Genomic DNA, 21,664 nt, shown 5'->3' with positions numbered 1-21,664 from the left:
GCGTTGGGACTCTTGCGGCGACTGCTCAGCCGGACGCGACCGGACCATCCCGCCCCGAGAGCCGTCGAGGACGTCGATCTCGACTCGCTGCTGGGGCTGGTCGCCGAGACCATGGGCTACACCTGCGGGTTCGCCGCAGACGGCACGTCGCTGACGCTGTCCTCCCCCGAGCGTGAACGGGTGGTGAACCTCGTCGGCCTGCGCCGTGAGGCCGCCCGGCGCACCCGCGAGGACTGGCCCATGTTGGTCTCCGAGCACCTGGCCCACGCCGTGTCGGGGGAGCCCTTCGACGCGTGCAACCTCAAGCCGATCAAGCCGCTGCTGCGCACGCGGGTCCACGCCGCCGACGACCCGGCCTTCCCCGACCCCTCCCGGATCATCGGCCGCCACCTCAGCGCCGACCTGATCGAGGTGCTGACGATCGGCGCCCGCCCGGTCCGCCCGGAGGAGGCGTTCTGCTGGCCCATCCCCCCGGGTGAGGCGCTCGACGTCGCGGTGGGCAACGCACTGGCCGACGAGCGGCCCACGGTGTCCCGGCTGGACCTGGGCGGCACCGAGGTCACGTTGCTGACCGCGCCCAGCGCGGCCGCCCACCTGCGCCGCCTGCCCGCCCACACCCACGTGCCCGAGGACGGCATGCTCGCCGTGCTGCCGCACCGGGGGTTGATCGCCGTGCATCCGGTGGCCGGCATCGGCGTGGTGCGGGCGATCGAGCGGCTGCGCCTGTTCGCCCACCGGGAGCACGCCGGCCACGCCGACGGGCTCAGCCCGCACGTGTACTGGTGGCGCCGCGGCAAGCTGACCCGCATCCAGGCCGACCTGATCAGCCACGACGGGCAGACCCGGCTCGTCGTCGCGCCGCCGCCGGAGTTCGCCCGGCTCCTCGCCCGCATCGCCGGCCGGTCCTGAGCTCGGCTGAGAACGTTGGCGCCGGGAATGTCCCGCGGCCGGGCATGGTTCAACGCGTCAGAAGTTGAACTTTCAACCAGGAGAGGTGGCCATGCCCGCCGTCACCGCAGACACCCTGACCCTGCCCCGCGTCGCCGCGCCCGATCCGGCCGTCGCCGGACCCCGCCCCGTACGGTCCGTGACGACCGCGCCCAGCGGCTTCGAGGGGGAGGGCTTCCCCGTACGGCGCGCGTTCGCCGGGGTGCCGCAGTCGCTGCTGGACCCGTTCATCCACATGGACCAGATGGGCGAGGTCGAGTACGCCCCCGGTGAGCCGAAGGGCACGCCGTGGCACCCGCACCGCGGCTTCGAGACGGTCACCTACATCATCGACGGCGTCTTCGAGCACCAGGACTCCAACGGAGGCGGCGGCACCATCACCAACGGCGACACCCAGTGGATGACCGCCGGGTCCGGCCTGCTGCACATCGAGAAGCCCCCGGAGCACCTGGTGGTCTCGGGCGGGCTCTTCCACGGCATCCAGCTGTGGGTCAACCTCCCCCGCGCGCACAAGTTCCACCTGCCCCGCTACCAGGACATCCGGGGGCGGGAGGCGGCCCTGCTCGCCTCCGCCGACGGCGGCGCGCTGCTCCGGGTCATCGCCGGAGACCTGGACGGGCACGCCGGCCCCGGCGTCACGTTCACCCCGATCACGATGGTGCACGCGACCGTCAGCCCGGGCGCCCGGCTCGACCTGCCGTGGAACCCGGACTTCAACGCCCTCGCCTACGTGCTGGCCGGTCAGGGCTCCGTGGGCGCCGAGCGGCGGCCGGTCCGCAAGGGGCAGCTCGCCCTCTTCGGCCCGGGCGGGTCGCTGACCCTCGCCGCGGACACCGCCCAGCCGCAGGCCGAGCCCGCTCTGGAGGTGCTGCTCCTCGGCGGACGGCCGATCCGCGAGCCGGTCGCGCACTACGGCCCGTTCGTGATGAACACCCGCGCCGAGATCATCCAGGCGATGGAGGACTACCAGGCGGGACGACTGGGCGTCATCCCCGCCGAGCGGGTGCCGCACGCCGACGGTCCGCTGTCCGGGACACCCTGACGGCTAGCCCCGCAGAGCCAGCGCCGTACGGATCAGGTGGATGTGGCTGAAGGCTTGGGGGAAGTTGCCGAGTTGGCGGTGGGTGCGGGGGTCGTATTCCTCGGCGAGGAGGCCGACGTCGTTGGTGAGGTTGACGAGGTGCTGGAAGAGTTGGTCGGCCTCGTGGTGGCGGCCGGTGAGGGCGCGGGCTTCGGCGAGCCAGAAGCTGCAGGCGAGGAAGGCGCCTTCGCCGCCGGGGAGGCCGTCGACGGGGTTGTGTTCGGCGGTGGGATAGCGCAGGACGAAGCCGTCGGTCATGAGTTCGCGTTCGACGGCGTCGATGGTGCCGGTGACGCGGGGGTCGTCGGGGGGCAGGAAGCCGACGATGGGGATCTGCAGGAGGGCGGCGTCGAGTTCCTGTGAGCCGTAGGACTGGGTGAAGGTGTTGCGGACCGGGTCGTAACCCTTCTCACAGACCTCCATGTGGATGCGGTCACGCAGCGCCCGCCACCTCTCCACGTCGCCCTTCCGGCCCAGCTCCTCGATCACCCGGACCATGCGGTCGGCCGCGACCCAGGCCATGACCTTCGAGTGGACGAAGTGGCGGCGCGGCCCGCGCACCTCCCACAGCCCCTCGTCGGGCTGGTCCCAGTTGTGCTCGAAGAACCTCATCACCGCGGTGATCATCGCCCAGGCGTGGTCGTCGGGCGGCATGCCCTGCTTGCGCGCCTCGTACAGGGCGCTCACGACCTCCCCGTAGATGTCGAGCTGGAGTTGCGTGGCCGCGCCGTTGCCGATCCGCACCGGCCGGGACCCCTCGTACCCGGACAGCCAGTCGAGCGTCGTCTCCGGCAGCCGGCGCTCGCCTGCCACGCCGTACAGGACCTGGATGTCCTCCGGGCGGCCGGCGATGGCGCGCAGCAGCCAGGAGCGCCAGGCGTCGGCCTCCTCGACGTACCCCGATCCGGTCAGCGCGTCGAGCGTCATCGCCGCATCGCGCAGCCAGCAGTAGCGGTAGTCCCAGTTGCGCACCCCGCCGAGGTGCTCCGGCAGCGAGGTGGTCGGCGCGGCGACGATGCCGCCGGTCGGGCTGTACGTCAGGGCCTTGAGCGTGATCAGCGAGCGGACCACGGCGTCACGCCACGGGCCGCGATAGCCGCACCGGGACGACCAGGCCTCCCACATGGCCACGGTCTCGCCGAGCTGCTCCAGGGGATCGATCCGTTCGGGCTCCGGGTGGTGGGAGGGGTGCCAGGTGAACACGAACGGCACCCGCTCCCCCGCGGACACGCTGAAGGTCGCCTCGTGCCGGTAGTCACCGCCCTGGAGATGGACGGGAGAGTGGATCCAGACCGAGTCGGGGCCGCCGACGGCGTGCAGGTGGCCACCCGTACGGCGGACCCAGGGCACGATGCGGCCGTAGTCGAAGCGGATGCGGATCTCGGTGCTCATCTCGACCGTGCCCGACAGGCCCTCCACGATCCGTACGAGATCGGGGTTGGCCGAGCGGGGCGGCATGAAGTCGATCACCTTGACCGCGCCGGTGGACGTCTCCCAGACCGTCTCCAGGACGAGCGTGTCCCCGGCGTACGCCCGGCGGGTCGCCTCCTCGTGGCCCGTCGGGGCCAGGCGCCAGAAGCCGTTGGACTCGTCGCCGAGCAGCCGGGCGAAGCACGAGGGGGAGTCGAAACGCGGCAGGCACAGCCAGTCGACCGAGCCGTTCCGGCCGACGAGGGCGGCCGACTGCATGTCGCCCACGAGGGCGTAGTCCTCGATCCGCATGCCCGCCACGCTACCCGGGAGGCGGTACCTACGCCGCCGGAGCGAGGCTCGCGGCCTCCGGCCGGTCGACGAAGAGCGCGCCGGATCCGCCGAGCAGGGCCGATCCGGCGAAGTTGGCGTTGACCGCGCTGCGCTCCGCCGCGCTGGGGTTGGCGTTGGTGCAGCTCACCGGGGCGCTGGAACCGGACATCAGGTCGGAGCACAGGCCGGTGCGCCGGTCGGGCAGGCCGAGGATGTGGCCGATCTCATGGGTGGCGATGCGCAGCGGGTAGTAGCCCTCGCTCGTCGCCTCCCTGCCCATCCAGATCGTGCCCCGGCCGAGGCTGGTGCGGCTCGTGCGCGGCCAGCCGTTGTCGGCGAGCACGGTGAAGTCGGCCGGTGTGCCGGCCACGAGCCGGACGTTGGTGACGCTCGCGTTCCACACCTGGGCCGCCTGGTCGACCACTGTGCGGAACTCGGCGGCCCGGCTCGCGTCGTAGCGGAGCACGCGCACCGCGCTCACTGTGCTCAGCCCGCTCACCCCGCTCACCCCGCTCGCCCCGGCGTGGGCGGACGGCAGGGGCGACAGCAGGACGAGGCCCAGGACCAGGGCCGGGAGGGCGCGGAGGAACCGTGACAGGCGCATCGAGATCTCCTCGATCGGGGGTTGCCACCGCGAGGCACGCCTCGGGTGGGGCTGCCGTCAACGTACGCGCGGCGGAGCCCGGCGGGGACAGGCCACTTTCCCCCTATCACTCCGGTATAGGGCGAATTCGATATGATCTGTGCACCACTGAGAGCCTCCCGGCCGGACATTCCGGCGGGAGGCTCTCGGCGTTTCCGGCGCCTTTTCTGGCACCTGTTTCCCCTCCTATCGTGAAGGACCCGTCATGCCCGATCTGACCGTTCGTCTCGCCGATGCCGCCGACCATCCGGTGCTGGAGCGTCTGTGGCTGATGTTCCGGCACGACCTGTCGGAATTCGGCGGAGTGCTGCCCAAGCCCGATGGGACGTTCCGCGCGGAGCGACTCCAGGCGGCGTTCCATGACCCGGACTGGGCGGCGTACCTGCTGACAACCGGCGAACGCCCCGCCGGTCTCGCTCTCGTCCGCGGCCTCACCGCACGGACACGCGTCCTCAGCGCCTTCTTCGTCGTACGCGCGGCACGCAGGTCCGGGATCGGGCTTCACGCGGTGCGGCAGGTGACGGCCAGGCATCCCGGCTCCTGGGAGGTGGCCTTCCAGGACGCCAACACGGCCGCCGTGCGCTTCTGGCGCCGCGTCGCCGAGGAGATCGCGCCAGACGCGTGGACCGAGGAGCACAGACCTGTGCCCGGGCGGCCCGACCTGCCGCCGGACGCATGGATCTCGTTCTCCGCCTGAGAGTTCTCCGTACGGTCACGGGCGCGCGGCCGCGCCGCTCAGCGCCTGGGCGGTGTGGATCAGGTGGATGTGGCTGAAGGCTTGGGGGAAGTTGCCGAGTTGGCGGTGGGTGCGGGGGTCGTATTCCTCGGCGAGGAGGCCGACGTCGTTGGTGAGGTTGACGAGGTGCTGGAAGAGTTGGTCGGCCTCGTGGTGGCGGCCGGTGAGGGCGCGGGCTTCGGCGAGCCAGAAGCTGCAGGCGAGGAAGGCGCCTTCGCCGCCGGGGAGGCCGTCGACGGGGTTGTGTTCGGCTGGGTTGTGTTCGGCGGTGGGGTAGCGCAGGACGAGGCCGTCGGTCATGAGTTCGCGTTCGACGGCGTCGATGGTGCCGGTGACGCGGGGGTCGTCGGGGGGCAGGAAGCCGACGATGGGGATCTGCAGGAGGGCGGCGTCGAGTTCCTGTGAGCCGTAGGACTGGGTGAAGGTGTTGCGGACCGGGTCGTAACCCTTCTCACAGACCTCCGCGTGGATGCGGTCACGCAGGGCGCCCCACCGCTCGAACGGCCCCGTCCGCCCCAGTTCGGCCGCCCCTCGGGTCATGCGGCTCATGGCGAGCCAGGCCATGACCTTCGAGTGGACGAAGTGGCGGCGCGGCCCGCGCACCTCCCACAGCCCCTCGTCCGGCCGGTCCCAGTTGCCTTCGAGGAACTCGGCCCCCTTCACCAGCAGCGCCCAGGTGTAGTCGTCGGGCGCCATGCCCTGCTTGCGGGCCCGGTAGAGCGCGTTGACCACCTGGCCGTAGACGTCGAGCTGGAACTGGCCGGCGGCGCCGTTGCCGATGCGGACGGGCCGCGACCCCTCGTAGCCGGGCAGCCAGTCGAGCGTCGTCTCGGGCAGGCGGCGTTCACCGGCCACGCCGTACATGATCTGGTGGTCCTCGGGGCGGCCGGCGATGGCCCGCAGCAGCCACACCCGCCAGGCGTCGGCCTCCTCGACGTATCCGGCCCGCAGGAGCGCGTCGAGTGTCATGGCGGCGTCGCGCAGCCAGCAGTAGCGGTAGTCCCAGTTGCGTACCCCGCCGAGGTGCTCGGGCAGGGAGGTGGTCGGCGCGGCGACGATGCCGCCGGTCGGGCTGTAGGTGAGGGCCTTGAGCGTGATCAGCGAGCGGACCACGGCGTCACGCCACGGGCCGCGATAGCCGCAGCGCGCGGCCCAGTCCTGCCACAGCCGGATGGTCAGGCCGAGTTCGGCGAGAGGGTCGATGGCCTTCGGCCGCGGCTGGTGGGAGGGGTGCCAGGTGAACACGAAGGGCACCCGCTCCCCGGCGGAGACGGCGAAGGCGGCCTGGTGCCGGTAGTAGCCGCCCTGGAGGTGGACGGGGGAATGGATCCAGACCGAGTCGGGGCCGCCGACGGCGTGCAGGTGGCCGCCTGTACGGCGGACCCAGGGCACGATGCGGCCGTAGTCGAAGCGGATGCGGATCTCGGTCGTCATGTCGACCGTGCCCGACAGGCCCTCCACGATCCGTACCAGGTCCGGGTTGCCCGACCGGACCGGCATGAAGTCGAGGACCCTGGCCGTCCCGGTGGAGGTCTCCCAGTCGGTCGCGAGCACCAGGGAGTCCCCGACGTACGCGCGCCTGGCGGCCGTGTCCCGTCCCGCGGCGGCCAGGCGCCAGAAGCCGTTGGACTCGTCGCCGAGCAGGCGCGCGAAGCACGAGGGGGAGTCGAAACGCGGCAGGCACAGCCAGTCGACCGAGCCGTTCCGGCCGACGAGGGCGGCCGACTGGGTGTCCCCGACGAGGGCGTAGTCCTCGATCCGCATTCGCTCACCTCCCCGCCCGGCGCGTCATGACGGCTGCGTACCCGGTGACCGGGTGGTGACCCCGGCCGGGGCCCACAGCTTCATGAAGACCTGCGTCAGCGGGCCGATCGTCAGGGCGAACACGATGGTGCCGATCCCGGCGGTGCCGCCGAGCAGCCATCCGGCGGCGAGCACGGTGAGCTCGACGATCGTGCGGGCGAGCCGGATCGACAGGCCCATCCGGTGCAGGCCGGTCATCAGGCCGTCGCGCGGCCCCGGGCCGAAGCCCGCGTGGATGTAGAGCCCGGAGGCGGCGGCGATGGCCACGATCCCACTCAGCAGGAAGATCCACTGGACCGGCCACACGGCGGGCGTGGGCACCAGCCACATCACGGCGTCGGCGCTCGTGCCCACCACCAGGACGTTGCTGATCGTGCCGAGGCCGGGCCGCTGCCGCAGCGGGATCCACAGCAGCAGCACCAGCGCGCCCACCAGGTTGATGCACATGCCGATCGACCAGCCGGTACGCACCGAGAGGCCCTGGTGGAAGACCTCCCAGGGGTCGAGGCCCAGGCCGGACTCGACAAGCAGGGCGATCCCGCCGCCGTAGAGCGCCAGGCCGACGTAGAGACGGACGAGCCGGAACGGGAGCGAGCTGGGGCGCGAAAGGGAGAGTTCGGTCATAGTGGGCTCAATGGTGCAGGCCAGTGGCTTGTCATAAAAGGGCCAATCAGCGAAATTGGTCCGCATGGACCGGTATGTCAGCGCTCCCCAGCTCGCCCGGCTCGTCCGGGTCCCGCCGAGCTCCCGCCCGTACTACCGGGCGCTCGCGGACGCCGTACGCGGTCTGATCCTCGACGGGAGACTCGCCGTGGGGGTGCGCGTGCCGCCGGAACGGCACCTGGCCGAATCGCTCGGCGTCAGCCGCACCACCGTGACCACGGCGTACGACCGGCTGCGCGAGCAGGGCTACCTGGAGAGCAGGCAGGGGTCGGGGAGCCGCACCGCCCTGCCGGACCCCGGCGCACTGGGCGTGGACAACCCGTGGCTCGCCTCCGACGAGGACGGGCTGCTGCCGCTGCACGCCGCCGCCCCGCCCGCGATCTCCCTCCTCGGCGAGGCCGTGGAGGAGGCGGGCCGGGCCTACCACCGGTACGCGCTGGGCTCGGGCTACCACCCGCTCGGGCTCGCGCCGCTGCGGGAGGCGATCGCCCGCCGGTACGGCGAGCGGGGGCTGCCCACCCGGCCCGAGCAGATCCTCGTGACGGGCGGGGCGCAGCAGGCCGTCCATCTGATCATGTCCCTGCTCGCGGGGCCGGGGGACCCGGTGCTGGTCGAGTCGCCGACGTACCCGCACGCGATCGACGCGGCCCGGCTGCGGTCGGCCCGCCTGGTGCCGGTGGGCGTCCAGGAGGACGGCTGGCACCTCGACCTGGTGAGCGGCGCGATGCGCCAGTCGGCGGCCCGCCTCGCCTACGTCATCCCCGACTTCCAGAACCCCACGGGTCATCTCATGGACGACGCCGGCCGCGCCGCGCTGGTCGGGGCCGCACGGCGTCACGGCACGACGCTCATCGCCGACGAGGTCTGGGCCGAGATGGCCCTGGACGCCTCCGTACGCGCGACGCCGCTGGCCGCGTTCGACACCGACGGGCGGGTGATCAGCGTGGGATCGGCGTCGAAACTGTGGTGGGGCGGCCTGCGGGTCGGCTGGATTCGGACGACCGCGGCGATGGTGCGGCGCCTGGCCCTGCTGCGCGCCGCCGTGGACATCGCGAGCGCCGTCTTCGACCAGCTTGTCGTGGCTTGCCTGTTCGAGCGCATCGAGGAGGCGCGGGCCGAGCGCCGCCGCGCGCTCGGCGCCTCGCTCGCCGCGCTCACCGGGGTCCTGCGCGAGCGACTGCCGGGCTGGGCCTTCACCCCGCCGCCCGGCGGCGGGTCGCTGTGGGTGCGGCTCGACACGCCGTCGGCGAGCGCGGTCGCGGAGGCCGCCGCCGCACGGGGCGTACGGCTGTCCCCGGGGCCGTGGTTCGGCGTGGACGGCACGCTGGAGCGATACGTGCGGCTGACGTTCACCCAGCCCCCGGCCGTGCTTGAGGATGCGGTACGCCGCCTCGCCTCCTCATCGGTTACTTCCCCGGGCACCTCGCACGTCGTCTCCGGCATGGCCTTCCTCGGGGGCTCTCCGGCCGGCCGCCCATCCCGGGAGCCGCTCACGCCGACCCTGTGACCACCGTCTGGCTGGCTATTTCGCCGCCAATTGGAAAGAAGCCCGGCATGGGTCACATATTCGGCAATTGGGAATTGGCCTGTGGCTCCAGCAATTCCCGGTGCGGGGGTGTTCATGACTGGCTGATGTGGAAGAATTCATACAGGATTTCGAATCTGCGGGGAGGTGTGATGGATCTGTTCGACGCCGATCCTGAGCGCCTCTCTCGTTCGAACGATACGGGTTATGGCGACTGGTGGGAGCAGCTCACCGCCCGCTCGCCTCTGTGGTCCACCGAGGATTCACTCGCCCGCGAATATGTGCCGATTGTCGACCCTGCGGCGCGGAAGCATGCGAGCCGGTTCGACGACTCGGCGGAATCGCCCGGGCCCGCTCGTCCATTCACGACTCGTGGTGATACCGCGTCTGGTGCCGAATCCACCCACGATGAGAATGCGCGTGGTGTCTCCCCAGACGGTCCTTCTCCTGACGGCACCGGGTCTGCCGGCAGCGGTGATCCCGCTGGTGCGTCTGACTGTACCCCTGGCGCTGGCCAGGGTGATGCAGGTGCTGCTTCTGGTGGTGCTTGTGGTGTGGGGTCGTCGTCGTGGGTGGCGGTGGCGGCGGTTGGTGAGGCGGCCCGGGCGGTGGCGCTGGTGCCGGTGCCTGAATCGGCGGAGGTGTGCCTGGCCGAGGCTGAGGAGTTGCTGGCGGCCCGGGACCGGATCACTTCGGCGTTGGCCGCCCGGGTGGGCCGGGTGCATCGGTCCGGGGAGGCGAGGAACCATGGGCATGCCTCCACCAGGTTGTGGTTGCGCGGCGTCGGGGGGATGACGATTCCGGGTGCGGGTCGGTTGGTGACGATGGGCGTGGAGTTGGGTCGTCTGTCGCGGGTGCGTGAGCGGTTCGCCGAGGGCAGCCTGGCCGAAGGCATTGTGGAGGCGATCTGCACCGCCACCGCGGGGTTGACCGATGAGCAGGCGACCACCGCTGAGGGGATTTTGCTGGAGTTGGCGGGTTCGGCGGGTGCGGCGGAGGTGGCCAAGGCGGGGCGGTATCTGCGGGCGGTGCTGGACCCCGACGGCCACGAAAGCGATGAGCAGGCCGACTTCGACCGCCGGTTCTTCCGGGTCCGGCGGCGCAGGAACGGCGGACTGGAGGGAGAGTTCTACCTCCCGGTCGAGGCCGCCGGGCGGTTGCAGCACCTGCTGGATGTCTACGCAAAGCCGAAGGCCGAGGGCGATGACCGCACCCCGAGTGTGCGGAACGCGGATGCGGTCATCGCGTTCCTGGAGAACAAGATCGCGACCGAGCTTCTGGTGCTGGTCACCGCCGAATCCCTCCCCGACGACCCCCCAGCCGACAACCCCGGAGCCACCGAACCTTCACGCGAGCCCGCAGGCACCACCCCCTCAGCCGACCCCACGGCCGACCCCTCAGCCGACCCCACGGCCGACCCCTCAGACGACCCCTCTGCCAGCCACCCCACCAGCGACCCCTCAGACGCCGACCCGAGCGACGGCCCTGGTCCCGACTCCTCCGGCACCGGCCCAAGCCCTGATCCCGACCCTTCGGGCACCGACCCCGGCCCTGGTCCTGACCCTGATTCCGGCCCATCAGGCACGGACACGTCGGGTGCCCATCCCTCAGAGACCGGCCCCTCAGACGTCGGCTCCTTGAACACGGGCTTCTCGAACATGGGCTTCTTGGACACAGACCCGGGTGACGATCCTGGCCCTGACGTCTATGCCGCTGCGGACTGCGGCTCCGGGGCCTGTGCGACCCGCTCCAATGCGACATGCCCCGACGCGACCAGCGCCACCGGCGAGCCCACCATTCAGGCGCCCGCCGAGCCGGGCGCGGGAGCCGACGCTCCGCCGGAAGCGGGACCCGATGCCTGGCTGGGAGCAGAACACAGCACCCCGCCGCGTGGGGAGTGCGATGGGCCGCCGGAAGCGGAGCCTGCCGCTCCGCCGTGGACGGAGGGCAGCGCCTGGTTGGAAGGCAGCGCCCGGCGGGGAGGTGGTGCCTGGGCGGGGGTGGGAGGCAGTCCGCCGCCGGGGGTGTGGTTGCGGGGGTTGCCGGGGTTGATCCTGGCGACCGGGCATCTGCTGCCCGTCTCCAGCGTGCATCGGTTGGCCCGTACCAGCACTTTGGTGCGGATCGTGATGGACGCCGATGGGCAGGTGCTGGACATGGGCCGCAAGGTCCGCCTGGCCACCCCGGCCCAGCGGCGGGCGGTCTTCGCCCGGTATGCGACCTGCTGGGTGGACGGCTGCCCGCTGCCGGCCACGATGTGCCAGATCGACCACGCCGAGGACTGGTGCAACGGCGGACTGACCGACCTTAAATTGCTGGGACCGGCGTGCCAGTTCCACAACCGCGACCGCTACCGCCACCCCGCCCGCTACACCCGCCGCAAGATCGGAGACGACCGCTGGGCCTTCACCTACCGCAACCCCCGCACCACCCGACTGCGGGTGTAGGCGCGCGCTGGATCCAGGTGGCTCGCGCTCATCGTGATGTGAGGGGCCGGGGCGGCGGCGGTCAGGACGAGGCGGGCACGGGTGGCAGGTGGTGTTCGGCCATGAGGAGGCGGAGCCTGCGGACGAACAGCAGCATGAGGAGGCCCGCGGCGACCGCGGCGAGCGCGAGGACCAGGTAGTACACGGGCATGGGCACGACCGTGGTCAGCCGGTAGGTCTGGCCGCCGACGGAGTCGCCGAGCGCCATCGCCAGGTACCACACGCCCATGAGCTGGTTCTCGAAGGCCCGGGGGGCGAGCTTGTTGGTGGCCGACAGCCCGGCCGGGCTGAGGAACAGCTCGGCGATGGTCTGGATGAGGTAGACCGACAACAGCCACATGATCGAGACCTTCACCCCGTCCGAGGCGACGCCCGCCGCGACGGACATCACGACGAAGCTCAGCCCGACGATCACCAGGCCGATCGCGAACTTGAGCGGCGTGCTGATCCGGGTGCCGGCCTTGAGGAACATCTCGGCGAACAGCGGGGCGAGCACGATGATCGCGAGAGAGTTGATGTTCCCCACCCAGCCCGGAGGGATCGTGAAGCCGAACACGTCGAGGTTCGTGTCCTTCTTGGCGAACAGCAGCAGCGAGCTTCCGGCCTGGTCGTAGACGAGCCAGAAGATCGCGGCGGCGAGGAACAGCCATACGTAGGCGAACAGCCCCCTGCGTTCCTCCGCGGTGACCTCGTGGGACGAGAACAGGAAGGCGAAGTACGCGATCGGCACGGCGGCCGTCACGACCGTGAGCACGAGGGCGAAGCGGTCGACGGTGAGCGTCCCGCTGACCGCCCACAGGGCCAGCCCGCCCGCGGTGACGGCGAGGCAGAGCCCGGCGACGACCTTGAAGCGGTGTTCCTCGGCGGGCGTGAGCCGGTGGTCGGGCTCCTCGCCGGCGCCGCAGAGGGTCGCCCTGCCCCGCACGTACTGCACGAGGCCGAAGAGCATGCCGATCGCCGCCGCGCCGAAGGCGAGGTGCCAGCGGCCGCCGGTCTGCAGCCAGGGCACGATCATGATGCCGAGGAACGCGCCCAGGTTCACGCCCATGTAGAAGATCGTGTAGCCGGAGTCGCGCCGGGCGTCGTCCTCGTGCCGGTACAACTCACCCACCAGCGCCGCCATGTTCGGCTTGAGCAGGCCGCTGCCCAGCGCGATGAGCACGAGGCCGAGCCAGACGAATCCGCCACCCATGGGCATCGCCATGCTCAGGTGGCCACCCATGATCACCGACGCGCCGACCAGGACGGTCCTGCGCGCCCCGAGCAGCCGGTCGGCCAGCCAGCCGCCCACGACGGCCAGCAGGTACACCGAGGCGACGTACACGCCGTAGACGCCCACGGCGGTCGTCTCCGGCAGGCCCATGCCGCCGCGGGTGACGGGCGCCGTCAGGAACAGCACGAGCACGGCACGCATGCCGTAGTAGCTGAAGCGCTCCCACATCTCCGTGCCGAACAGCGTGGCCAGTCCCCGCGGGTGGCCGAAGAACGGTCGCTCCCCGGCAGGCGGCCCAGGTCGTCCGGATGCCATGCGTACCCCCCGATCACGCATCATCTCAGTACTTTATATGCACTTATGTCCTGTTTGTCCGTTTGAGATGACGCATTCTTGTGCTCCCCGCACACGGAGTCTTGTCCTCGGTGATCCCCTGTGGTGCGATGCAGGCCACGCGTGCGACATACCCGTTGGGAGGCACGATGGCCGGCGTTCTCGAGGAGCGGGCCGCGATCGAACACGAGATCGCGGGCAGGACCCTCTGCGAACAGTTCAGATGGGCCGCGGAGGAGAACCCGGACGCGCCCGCCTACTCCGATCCGGACGGCGCCGGAGGCTGGCGCACGCTGACGTACGCCGAGGCGCGGCGGCGCGTGCTGGAGATCGCCGCCGGTTACGCCGCGCTCGGCCTGCGGCCGGGGGAGGCGGTCGCGCTGATGCTGGTCAACCGCAGCGAGCACGTGCTGGCCGACCTCGGCGCCGTCCACGCGGGCACCGTCTCCTGCTCCATCTACGCGACCTTCGCCCCCGAGCAGGTCGCGTACGTCGCCCGTGACGTCGGGGCCCGGGTAGCGGTGCTCGGCGGCCCCGGCGACCTGGCCCGCTGGGAGCCCGTGCTCGGGGAGCTGCCCGAACTGACCAGGATCATCATGCTGGAGGGCGCCTCCGAGGGCGACGAGCGTTTCCTGAGCTGGGAGGACTTCCTGGTGCTCGGCGCGCGGGCGTACGCCGCCGACCCGGAGGCGGCCGAGCGGCGCTGGCGGGAGGTGACCCCGGACGACGTCCTCAGCGTGCTGTACACCTCAGGCACGACCGGCATGCCCAAGGGCGTTCCGCTCACGCACGCGAACGTGCTCTTCGAGATCGCGGCGACGCAGCGGATGATCGACCTGCCCGAGCGGGGGACGCAGATCTCCTACCTCACCTACGCCCACATCGCCGAGCGGGCGCTCAGCCTGTACCTGCCGCTGTTCAAGCTCAACCACGTGTACTTCTGCACGGACCTGGCCGCCCTCGCCCAGGCGCTGGGCCAGGTGCGCCCGGTGCTGTTCTTCGGCGTGCCCCGCGTCTGGGAGAAGATGGCCGCCCGGCTGCAGGCGCTCCTGGCCGCACAGCCCGCCGACCAGCAGGAGAACGTGCGCGCCGCGATGGCCGCCGGGCTCGCCTACATCGAGGGGCAGCAGTACGGCCACACGGTCTCGCCGGAGGTGCGGGAGGCGTACGAGCGGGCGGACGCCGCACTGTTGTCGGTGATCCGCGGCCTGATCGGGCTCGACCGGGCCCTCTGGTGCGCCACCGCCGCCGCGCCGATGCCGCCCGAGGTGCAGCGCTTCTTCGCCGGCCTGGGCCTGAAGGTCATCGACGTCTACGGCATGACCGAGACGACCGGCGCCTTCACGGTCAACAGCCCGGAGGTCTTCCGGCTCGGTACGGTCGGACGGGCCGAGCCCGGCGTCGAGGTGCGGGTGGCGGCGGACGGCGAGATCCTCACCCGCAGCCCGCTCAACACCCGGGGCTACCTGGGACTGCCCGAGGCGACCGCCGAACTGCTGGACGCCGACGGCTGGCTGCACACGGGCGACGTCGGGTCGATCGACGAGGACGGGTTCGTCCGCATCGTCGACCGCAAGAAGGAACTGTTCATCACCTCCGGAGGGGAGAACGTGTCCCCGGCCGTCATCGAGGGCCACCTGAAGGAGCACCCGCTCATCGGGCAGGCCCTCGCGTACGGCGACGGGCGGCCGTACCCCGTGGCGATCCTCACGCTCGACGCGGAGGTCGCGCCCGAGTGGGCGCGGGCCCGCGGCATCGCCTTCGAGTCGCTGGCCGCCCTGGCCGGGCATCCGGACCTGCTCAAGGAGATCGAGGCTGCGGTGGAGGCCGCCAACCGCAAGCTCGCCCGGGTGCAGCAGGTCAAGCGGTGGCGGCTGCTGCCGGTCGAGTGGACGGCCGAGACCGAGGAGCTCACCCCGAGCCTCAAGCTCAAGCGCCGCGTCGTGCACGCCAGGTACGCCGACGTGATCGAGGAACTGTACGCGGCCGGCTGAGCCTGGGGAAGTTTTACCGGCCCGGGAGAGTGTCGGGGGCGGGACGGGTGCCGGGCGTGCGTACGGTCTCGGGGCATGACGACGCCTCTTCTCGTGCCCGCACTCGTCGCGTCCTCCCTCGCCGCGTTCTCCCTCGCCGCGTCATCTCTCGTCGCGTCATCTCCGGCCACGGTGCCCGCTCCCGTGCCCGCCGCCGGTGGGACGGCGATCCGCTCGGTCGTGGTGCGGCCGTCCGACCCCGTCGTCGGGCCGGCCGGATCGGTGCGGCTGGTCGTCGACGTGGTGGCGCGCGGCGCGAACCGCGTCTCGGTCGTCCTCGAACCCGGCCGCGCCCCCTCCGCCGGTGGGGAGGAACCGGGCGGGGACGAACCAGGCGGGGAGGGGCCGGGTAAAGGGGAGCCCGATAAAGGAGAGCCCGGCGGGGAGGACGATCCGGGCGACGGCCCCCCGCCGCCGTTCGGGGACGCCGTGCCGATGCCGGGGCTGAGCGGCCTGGCCACCGCGGTGCCCGGCATCGTCGGCGCGGCCAGACACGGACGGCCCGCCGGGCCGGCCCCGGCCGGAGGAGACAGCGCAACCGGAGGAGACAGCACAGCCGGGGGAGACAGCGCAACCGGCGGATGGGAGACGTGGCGCTTCCTGCCCGACCGGCCCCTGTCGCGGTGGTATCCGAGCGGGCCCTGGACGGTCACCGCGACCGCCGTGGACGCCCGGGGCGGGACGGCCGTCGCGCGGACGGTGTTCCATCTGCGGCGCGCGACCGAGATCGAGGGGCTCAAGGTCGCCCGTGGCCGGGGCGGGGACGACACCCGGGTCACGGGGACGCTGCTGCGCGTCGACCCAGGCGGGCGGGTCGACTACCGGCCCTTCCCCGGGCAGCGGGTGAGGATCTCCTTCAGGCCCGCCGGGTCGTCGGAGTGGCGGCCCGCGGGCGAGGCGGTCACCCGGAGGGACGGCTGGTTCAGCGCCCGGACGCGGGAGGACGGCCAGGGCACCTGGCGCGCCGAGTACGCGGGCTCGCCCCGCTACGCCGCCGATGTCAGCTCCGAGCGCTAGGCACGAATCACCCTTTAATGCCATAGAAAGCACAGAAGTGGCATATAAGGGACAGTTACAGACTCGTTACAGTTTACTCTGAGAAACCTGGCAACTTTCCTTTTCCTTTTAGCGTCTATGACGTTGGCGCGCCCCAACCCGGGGGCGCGTTTGAACACGGGGAGAGGACACACCCTCATGGTGAAACGAGCTGCTACCGCCCTGGCAGTGATCGCCATGGGCGCCACGGCGCTCGCGACCGCGCCCGCTCACGCGGACCCGGTCACATCCACGCCGACGCCCACACCGTCGGCCACACCGACGCCGACCCCCACACCCACCCCGACCGCGGAGAGCCGGCGTCCGTACGTGCCCGAAGCGCGAATCCTGTGGTTCGGCGTCAACCCGGACGTGGTCGTCGTGGGCGGGCGTGGCTCCGCCACGGTCTCCGCCTCGGTCAGGACCAAGGACGTCAGGAAGGTCACCTTCACCCTGTCCGGGTCCCGCGGGCACGGCGGCGGCCACGGTGGCCACGACGGCCCGTGGTGGGGCAAGCGTAAGAGCGGCGGCCCGCACGACGGCCCGTCCTTCGACACCTTCTCCCAGTCGTGGAGCTTCGACAGGCACGACCGGGAGGGCGTCTACAGGGTGCGGATCGAGGCCGAGGGCCTCGACGGCCGGACGCTCACCGCGGAGCGCTCCTTCAGGGTCAAGCGCAAGGAGTGGCACGCGCCGCGTCCGTCGGGCCCCAAGGCGACCCGCATCGTCGGCTTCGACGCCACACCCGAGCCGGTCCGCAAGGGCCGTGCGCTGACCCTCAAGGGTGAGCTGCAGGTCGCGCAGTGCTACTCCGACTGGTACTTCGGCTGGAACGGCTACACCGGCCGTCGCGGCGGGCACGACGACTGCTACGACAGCCGTGACTACTGGCACGACTGGCACTGGCTGGGCTCCCAGGAGGTCGGCGTCTACTTCCTGCCCGCGGGTTCCCGCAAGTGGCGGTACGTGGACACCATCAGGACCGACGGCGACGGCGACTTCGCCACCCGGGTGCGGGCCTACCAGTCGGGCACCTGGGGCGTGCGCTTCGACGGCACCCGCCGTCTCAAGGGTTCCGAGGCCACCGACTACGTCAAGGTGATCCGGCACCACTAAGTAACACCCCAGAAAACGAACATATCAGCAGTTCACGGACGCCTGGCTCCCCTAGGAAGCCAGGCGTCCGGCTTTTTCCTGACTCATCCGCAGATTAAAGATGACAGTTCGGGTAGAGAGGTCCCTGTGCTCACGTTCGGCGGTCATAGTGGTGAGATCGCGGTCACACAGGGCGAGCACCCGCTCGCGTCGCGTGGTAGGGAGTCTGGGTTGATCCGACTGATGCTCGCCGAGGACATGCACCTCATCCGCAAGGCGCTGGTCGCACTGCTGTCGAGCGAGGACGACCTGGAGGTCGTGGCGGAGGCGGACAAGGGCGAGGACATCGTGCGGCTGGGCTGTCTGCGGCGCCCCGACGTCGCCGTGCTCGACATCGGCATGCCCGGCGTCGACGGCCTCACCGCGGCGGCCGAGCTGCACCGCCGATTACCCTCCTGCAAGACCGTCGTGCTCACCGGGCTCGGCACGCCCACGGCCCTGCGCAAGGCGCTCGACGCCAACGTGCGCGGCTACGTCGTGAAGGACGCCTCTCCGGCCCACCTCGTCGACTGCATCCGCCGGGTGGCCGCGGGCGAGCGGGTCATCGACCCCGAGCTGGCCGTCGCGGCGCTCGACGCCGACAGCAACCCGCTGACCGCCCGCGAGCTGGACGTCCTGGAGACCGCCGCCGCGGGGGCCACCGTCTGCGAGATCGCCGACCGCCTGTGCCTGTCACAGGGCACCGTGCGCAACTACCTGTCCCGCATCCTCGGCAAGGTGGGGGCCCGCTCACGCGTCGAGGCGATTCAGATCGCCTCCGAGTGCGGCTGGCTCTGGCCGTCTGCCGGACGCGACATCGGCATCCTCCGCTACCGCCCCCGCCGGTAGGCCGGTCCAGTGCCCCACGAGGTCGGCGTACAGCGGTGACGCGGCCACCATCTCCTCGTGGGAGCCGAGCCTGACCCGGGTGCCGTCCATGACGAGCACCCGCTTGGCGCGCAGGGCCGACGAGATGCGGTGGGCCACCACGACCAGCGTCCCGCCGCGCGCCGCGAACGCGGCCTCCGCCCGCGCCTCCGCCGCCGGGTCGAGGTGACAGGTCGACTCGTCGAGCACGACCAGCCGGGCGGGGGACAGATAAGTCCTGGCCAGCGCGATGAGCTGCCGTTCGCCCGCCGACAGCTCGGCCGGGTCGAGCGGGCCGCCTGCGCAGCGCTGCGCGAGGTCCGCGAGCCCGAACGCCGCGACGACCTCGTCCACCCGCTCCGGCGTCGCGCCGGGCGCGAGATAGGTCAGGTTCTCGGCCAGGGTGCCGGGGAAGACGTACGCCTCCTGGGGGATCAGCGCGCGGGCGGCCGGGAGCACCCGCGCGGCCGGGACGCCGCCGACGAGGACCTCGCCCTCGTCCGGCGTGAGCAGGCCGGCGACCAGCGCGGCCAGCGTGGACTTGCCGATCCCGCTCGGGCCGACGACGGCCAGGTGGTCGCCCTCCGGCACGTCGAGGTCCAAGCCGTCGATGACCGGCTCGGGGGCCTTCTGATCGGCGGTGCCGTACGCGAACCGGACGCCCCGGAGCACCAGGCGGGCACTGTCCGGCAGGGTGTCCGGCTCTGTGTCACCGTGCGCCACCGGCGGGCCGGGCACGTGCAGGATGCGCTCCAGCGTGACGGCGAGGCGTACGCCGCTGACGCCCAGGCCCTGCACCAGGCCGCCCAGTGCGGGGGCGAGCGACTGCATGACGTAGGTCAGCGTGCCGAGGATCACCCCGCCGGTGATCCCCTGGCGGACGAGCCAGGGCGCGCCCGCGAGCAGCAGCACGACCGGCAGCCACGCTCCCACGGCCAGTGACAGCGTCCGCGTCGCGGTCACCCGGGCGAGCGCCCGCGCGGACGCGGCCTGCCGGGTCACCGCCTGCCCGACCTCGGCCGCGACCCGCTCCTCCCCGCCGCAGGCGGTCACGTCCCGCAGTCCGCTCGCCATCGCGGCCACGGCGGCCGCCGTACGCTCGTCGGCGACGATGAACTCCCGCTGCCGCCGCGCGAGCGAGGGCAGGGAGACGAGGAACAGGCCCAGCCCGAGGGCCACCGGGGGCAGCACGAGCGGGACCACGGCGGGCGCCAGGGTCGACAGTCCCACCGCCACGCTGACCAGCGTGAACACGAACGACCTGACCACCGTGATGATGGCGCCGAAAGCGTCCCTGGCCAGCTCGACCTGATGGTTCATCCGGGCGACGGCCGCGCTGTCGCCGCCCCGCCCGGCCCGCAGCGCCCCGGTCACCACCCGCCTCAGCAGGTCGTCGCGGAACGGCTCGACGATCCCGGCGATCAGCAGCAGCACCTGCCGGGCGGACACCGCGGCCACCGCCCACGCGGCGGCCATGACCCCGAGCCAGGCGAACCCGACGCCGGGCCGGCCGGCCGCGAACCCGTCGTCCACCGCGCGCGCGACCGCGTATCCCCCGGTGAGCGAGGGCAGGGCCTCGGCCACCGACCAGCAGGCCAGCCACAGCAGCCGGGACGGCTCGCGCCACAGCGCGTCCAGGAGGACCCGCCGCCTCACGACGCCTCCTGCGCCTGGAAGACGGCCCGGTAGCCGGGATCGGCCCACAGCCGTTCGTGTGTGCCGATCGCGCGGACCCGCCCGTCCTCCAGCCACACGACCTGGTCGGCCTGCGCCGCCGTCGTCACCCGATGGGCCACCACCAGGCGGGTGCGGTCGGCCAGGCTGCCCGTGAGCGCGCGCCCGACCTGCCGCTCGGTGACCGTGTCGAGGCTCGACATGGCGTCGTCGAGGATCAGCACCCGCCCGGCCTGGGCGAACGCGCGGGCGAGGCCGATCCGCTGGATCTCGCCCCCGGACATCGGCGCCTCCTCGACCGGGGTGGCGTACCCGAGGGGCAGCCTGCGGACGAAGGGGTCGGCGCAGGCCGCGACGGCCGCGGCCCGCACCGTGTTCTCGTCATGAGCCGGGAGCCCGAAGCCGACGGCCTCGCCCAGGGTGCGGCCGAACAGGGCCGGGCGCTCGAACGCGTACCCGACCGCACGCCGCAGCGGCTCCCTGCCGATCTCCCGGAGCGGCACGCCGTCCAGCAGCACGACGCCCCGCTCGGGGTCGGCGAGCCGTCCGGCGACGGCGGCCAGCGACGACTTGCCCGAGCCGGAGCGGCCGACCACCGCCGTGCAGGTGCCTCCCGGCACCACGAAGCTGATCCCGCTCAGCAGCCGGACCCCGTCGGCCCGTACGGTCACGTCACGTAGTTCCAGGGTGCCCGGGCCCGGCGGCAGCGGGCGGGAGCCGTACGCCGGGGGCGGCACGGCGAAAAGCTGCTCCAGGCGCTGCGCGGCCGACCGGGCGCGGGCGATGCGCGCGGCGTAGCCCAGCGCCGATCCGAGGCCCGCGCCGAGCACGACGTAGCGCGCGGCGGCGAGCAGTTCGCCCACGGTGAGGCCGCCCGCCGACAGGCGGAGCCCGCCGACGGCGAGCACCGCGATCTCCAGGAGCGGGACGACGACGGCGGCCTGCACACCGGCCCGCGCCTGCAGTCGCCACAGCGCGAGGCCCTGGGCGCGTAGCCGGGGGAGCGGGGCCAGCACCCGTGCGGCCTCGCGGTCCTCGGTGCCGGCCGCGCTGATGGTGCGGGCACCGGCGAGCGCTCCGACGAGCATGCCCGCGATCTGGCCCTGCGCCTCCTGGTAGCCGCCGGAGGCCGCGGTGGTCTTCCGCATGAACGCGCGCAGCACGGCCACGATCAGCAGCAGGCCGGCGACCAGCGTGACCGCGAGCCACGGGTCGATCAGCACGAGGGCGACGACGCTGCCGGCCGACGGAATGACCAGGGTGGCGGCCGTCACGACGGCCTCCGGGGTCCGGCCCGCCTCCTCGACGTTCACGCCGGCGCGGGTGACGATCTCCCCGGGGGCGAGATGCCGGGTCATCCCGGTCCCGGCCGACAGGGTGTGGGTCACGACCCGGGTGCGCAGCCACTGGGCGGCCCGCGCGCCGCTCACCCCCGCGGCGAGGACGCCCAGCGCGTCGCACACGACGACGAGCCCGGCCAGCAGTGCGGCGACGGCGACCGTCTCCGGGAGGTCGGGGGAGGTCCGCACGACGGCGTCGAGCGCTCGGCCGAGCGCCGCCGGGACGAGCAGGTCGGCGGCGGCGCCCGTCAGCGCCGTCGCCGTCAGCACCGCGAGCCAGGGCCCGCCGCGCCGTACGGCCCGCGCGATCAGCAGGTCCGCCGAACGAGAACTCACCAGGGGTCCTCCAGTCCCGAAACGCGGAAGCCTGGGCGGCCGCGACGACCGCCCAGACCTTCGCTTCATGC

16 protein-coding genes are annotated in these 21,664 nt (G+C 72.3%); 9 read left to right on the top strand and 7 right to left on the bottom strand.

The features are described 5' to 3' along the window. Positions 1-3 precede the first annotated feature (3 nt). Together HHX40_RS13045 and HHX40_RS13040 are read left to right on the top strand one after the other, a co-directional pair. Positions 4-909 (top strand): hypothetical protein, encoded by a 906-nt coding sequence (locus HHX40_RS13045; RefSeq protein WP_244301984.1) that lies wholly within the window; start codon positions 4-6, stop codon positions 907-909. 91 nt (positions 910-1,000) lie between these two features. Continuing rightward, positions 1,001-1,990 (top strand): pirin family protein, encoded by a 990-nt coding sequence (locus HHX40_RS13040; RefSeq protein WP_182874504.1) that lies wholly within the window; start codon positions 1,001-1,003, stop codon positions 1,988-1,990. A 3-nt stretch (positions 1,991-1,993) separates the two neighbouring features. On the opposite strand, the gene HHX40_RS13035 is transcribed toward HHX40_RS13040, so the two are convergent. Then, positions 1,994-3,751: a glycoside hydrolase family 15 protein gene (locus HHX40_RS13035; RefSeq protein ID WP_182880768.1), complete on the bottom strand. Its 1,758-nt coding sequence runs from the start codon at positions 3,749-3,751 to the stop codon at positions 1,994-1,996. Positions 3,752-3,779: 28 nt separating this feature from the next. Next, the gene (locus tag HHX40_RS13030; protein WP_182880767.1) at positions 3,780-4,376 is read right to left on the bottom strand and encodes a snapalysin family zinc-dependent metalloprotease; all 597 of its coding nucleotides are present in this window, start codon (positions 4,374-4,376) and stop codon (positions 3,780-3,782) included. Between the two features lie 244 nt (positions 4,377-4,620). On the opposite strand from HHX40_RS13030, the gene HHX40_RS13025 reads away from it, so the two are divergent. Beyond that, positions 4,621-5,112 carry a GNAT family N-acetyltransferase gene (locus tag HHX40_RS13025; protein WP_182880766.1) on the top strand — a complete coding sequence of 164 codons (492 nt, stop codon included), beginning with the start codon at positions 4,621-4,623 and terminating at the stop codon, positions 5,110-5,112. A 15-nt stretch (positions 5,113-5,127) separates the two neighbouring features. Here the strand turns inward: HHX40_RS13025 and HHX40_RS13020 are convergent, their stop codons facing one another. After that, the gene (locus HHX40_RS13020) at positions 5,128-6,915 is read right to left on the bottom strand and encodes a glycoside hydrolase family 15 protein (RefSeq protein WP_182880765.1); all 1,788 of its coding nucleotides are present in this window, start codon (positions 6,913-6,915) and stop codon (positions 5,128-5,130) included. Positions 6,916-6,939: 24 nt separating this feature from the next. Beyond that, the gene (locus tag HHX40_RS13015) at positions 6,940-7,578 is read right to left on the bottom strand and encodes a YczE/YyaS/YitT family protein (protein ID WP_111698739.1); all 639 of its coding nucleotides are present in this window, start codon (positions 7,576-7,578) and stop codon (positions 6,940-6,942) included. 64 nt (positions 7,579-7,642) lie between these two features. Between HHX40_RS13015 and HHX40_RS13010 the strand changes: the two genes are divergently transcribed. Both HHX40_RS13010 and HHX40_RS13005 read left to right on the top strand, forming a co-directional pair. Continuing rightward, on the top strand, positions 7,643-9,124 hold the full coding sequence (locus tag HHX40_RS13010; RefSeq protein WP_182880764.1) for a PLP-dependent aminotransferase family protein: 1,482 nt from the start codon (positions 7,643-7,645) through the stop codon (positions 9,122-9,124). 596 nt (positions 9,125-9,720) lie between these two features. Next, the gene (locus HHX40_RS13005) at positions 9,721-11,589 is read left to right on the top strand and encodes an HNH endonuclease signature motif containing protein (RefSeq protein WP_220499025.1); all 1,869 of its coding nucleotides are present in this window, start codon (positions 9,721-9,723) and stop codon (positions 11,587-11,589) included. Positions 11,590-11,650: 61 nt separating this feature from the next. Here HHX40_RS13005 and HHX40_RS13000 read toward each other — a convergent pair whose 3' ends face one another. Further along, on the bottom strand, positions 11,651-13,156 hold the full coding sequence (locus tag HHX40_RS13000; RefSeq protein ID WP_182880762.1) for a peptide MFS transporter: 1,506 nt from the start codon (positions 13,154-13,156) through the stop codon (positions 11,651-11,653). A gap of 167 nt (positions 13,157-13,323) precedes the next feature. On the opposite strand from HHX40_RS13000, the gene HHX40_RS12995 reads away from it, so the two are divergent. The 4 genes from HHX40_RS12995 to HHX40_RS12980 all read left to right on the top strand — a co-directional run bounded on the left by HHX40_RS12995 (position 13,324) and on the right by HHX40_RS12980 (position 18,225). Continuing rightward, entirely contained in the window at positions 13,324-15,168 is a 1,845-nt protein-coding gene (locus HHX40_RS12995) for an AMP-dependent synthetase/ligase (RefSeq protein ID WP_182880761.1), read from the top strand. Between the two features lie 75 nt (positions 15,169-15,243). Then, entirely contained in the window at positions 15,244-16,224 is a 981-nt protein-coding gene (locus HHX40_RS12990) for a hypothetical protein (protein ID WP_182880760.1), read from the top strand. A 177-nt stretch (positions 16,225-16,401) separates the two neighbouring features. Then, positions 16,402-17,358, top strand: a complete 957-nt coding sequence (locus tag HHX40_RS12985; RefSeq protein WP_182880759.1) for a hypothetical protein — start codon at positions 16,402-16,404, stop codon at positions 17,356-17,358. A 210-nt stretch (positions 17,359-17,568) separates the two neighbouring features. Next, positions 17,569-18,225 (top strand): response regulator transcription factor, encoded by a 657-nt coding sequence (locus tag HHX40_RS12980; protein WP_182874514.1) that lies wholly within the window; start codon positions 17,569-17,571, stop codon positions 18,223-18,225. On the opposite strand, the gene HHX40_RS12975 is transcribed toward HHX40_RS12980, so the two are convergent. After that, complete coding sequence (locus HHX40_RS12975) at positions 18,127-19,899, bottom strand: ATP-binding cassette domain-containing protein (protein WP_182880758.1); 1,773 nt, start codon at positions 19,897-19,899, stop codon at positions 18,127-18,129. The two genes, HHX40_RS12980 and HHX40_RS12975, sit on opposite strands and share 99 nt — an antisense overlap. After that, positions 19,896-21,593 carry an ABC transporter ATP-binding protein gene (locus HHX40_RS12970; protein WP_310738071.1) on the bottom strand — a complete coding sequence of 566 codons (1,698 nt, stop codon included), beginning with the start codon at positions 21,591-21,593 and terminating at the stop codon, positions 19,896-19,898. Before HHX40_RS12970 ends, HHX40_RS12975 begins: the two co-directional genes overlap by 4 nt. Positions 21,594-21,664 lie beyond the last annotated feature (71 nt).

This window comes from Microbispora sp. H10949, from assembly GCF_014161435.1.
In the GTDB taxonomy this organism is placed as follows: domain Bacteria; phylum Actinomycetota; class Actinomycetes; order Streptosporangiales; family Streptosporangiaceae; genus Microbispora; species Microbispora triticiradicis.
Note: the sequence above shows the minus strand (reverse complement) of the source record. Positions and strands in the feature narration are given on the sequence as shown.

What these genes read in the sequence shown, in the direction of transcription:
- HHX40_RS13040 (WP_182874504.1), top strand. Translation starts at nt 1,001, where the DNA reads ATGCCCGCCGTCACCGCAGACACCCTGACCCTGCCCCGCGTCGCCGCG.
- HHX40_RS13035 (WP_182880768.1), bottom strand. Translation starts at nt 3,751, where the DNA reads ATGCGGATCGAGGACTACGCCCTCGTGGGCGACATGCAGTCGGCCGCC.
- HHX40_RS13030 (WP_182880767.1), bottom strand. Translation starts at nt 4,376, where the DNA reads ATGCGCCTGTCACGGTTCCTCCGCGCCCTCCCGGCCCTGGTCCTGGGC.
- HHX40_RS13025 (WP_182880766.1), top strand. Translation starts at nt 4,621, where the DNA reads ATGCCCGATCTGACCGTTCGTCTCGCCGATGCCGCCGACCATCCGGTG.
- HHX40_RS13020 (WP_182880765.1), bottom strand. Translation starts at nt 6,915, where the DNA reads ATGCGGATCGAGGACTACGCCCTCGTCGGGGACACCCAGTCGGCCGCC.
- HHX40_RS13015 (WP_111698739.1), bottom strand. Translation starts at nt 7,578, where the DNA reads ATGACCGAACTCTCCCTTTCGCGCCCCAGCTCGCTCCCGTTCCGGCTC.
- HHX40_RS13010 (WP_182880764.1), top strand. Translation starts at nt 7,643, where the DNA reads ATGGACCGGTATGTCAGCGCTCCCCAGCTCGCCCGGCTCGTCCGGGTC.
- HHX40_RS13000 (WP_182880762.1), bottom strand. Translation starts at nt 13,156, where the DNA reads ATGGCATCCGGACGACCTGGGCCGCCTGCCGGGGAGCGACCGTTCTTC.
- HHX40_RS12995 (WP_182880761.1), top strand. Translation starts at nt 13,324, where the DNA reads ATGGCCGGCGTTCTCGAGGAGCGGGCCGCGATCGAACACGAGATCGCG.
- HHX40_RS12990 (WP_182880760.1), top strand. Translation starts at nt 15,244, where the DNA reads ATGACGACGCCTCTTCTCGTGCCCGCACTCGTCGCGTCCTCCCTCGCC.
- HHX40_RS12985 (WP_182880759.1), top strand. Translation starts at nt 16,402, where the DNA reads ATGGTGAAACGAGCTGCTACCGCCCTGGCAGTGATCGCCATGGGCGCC.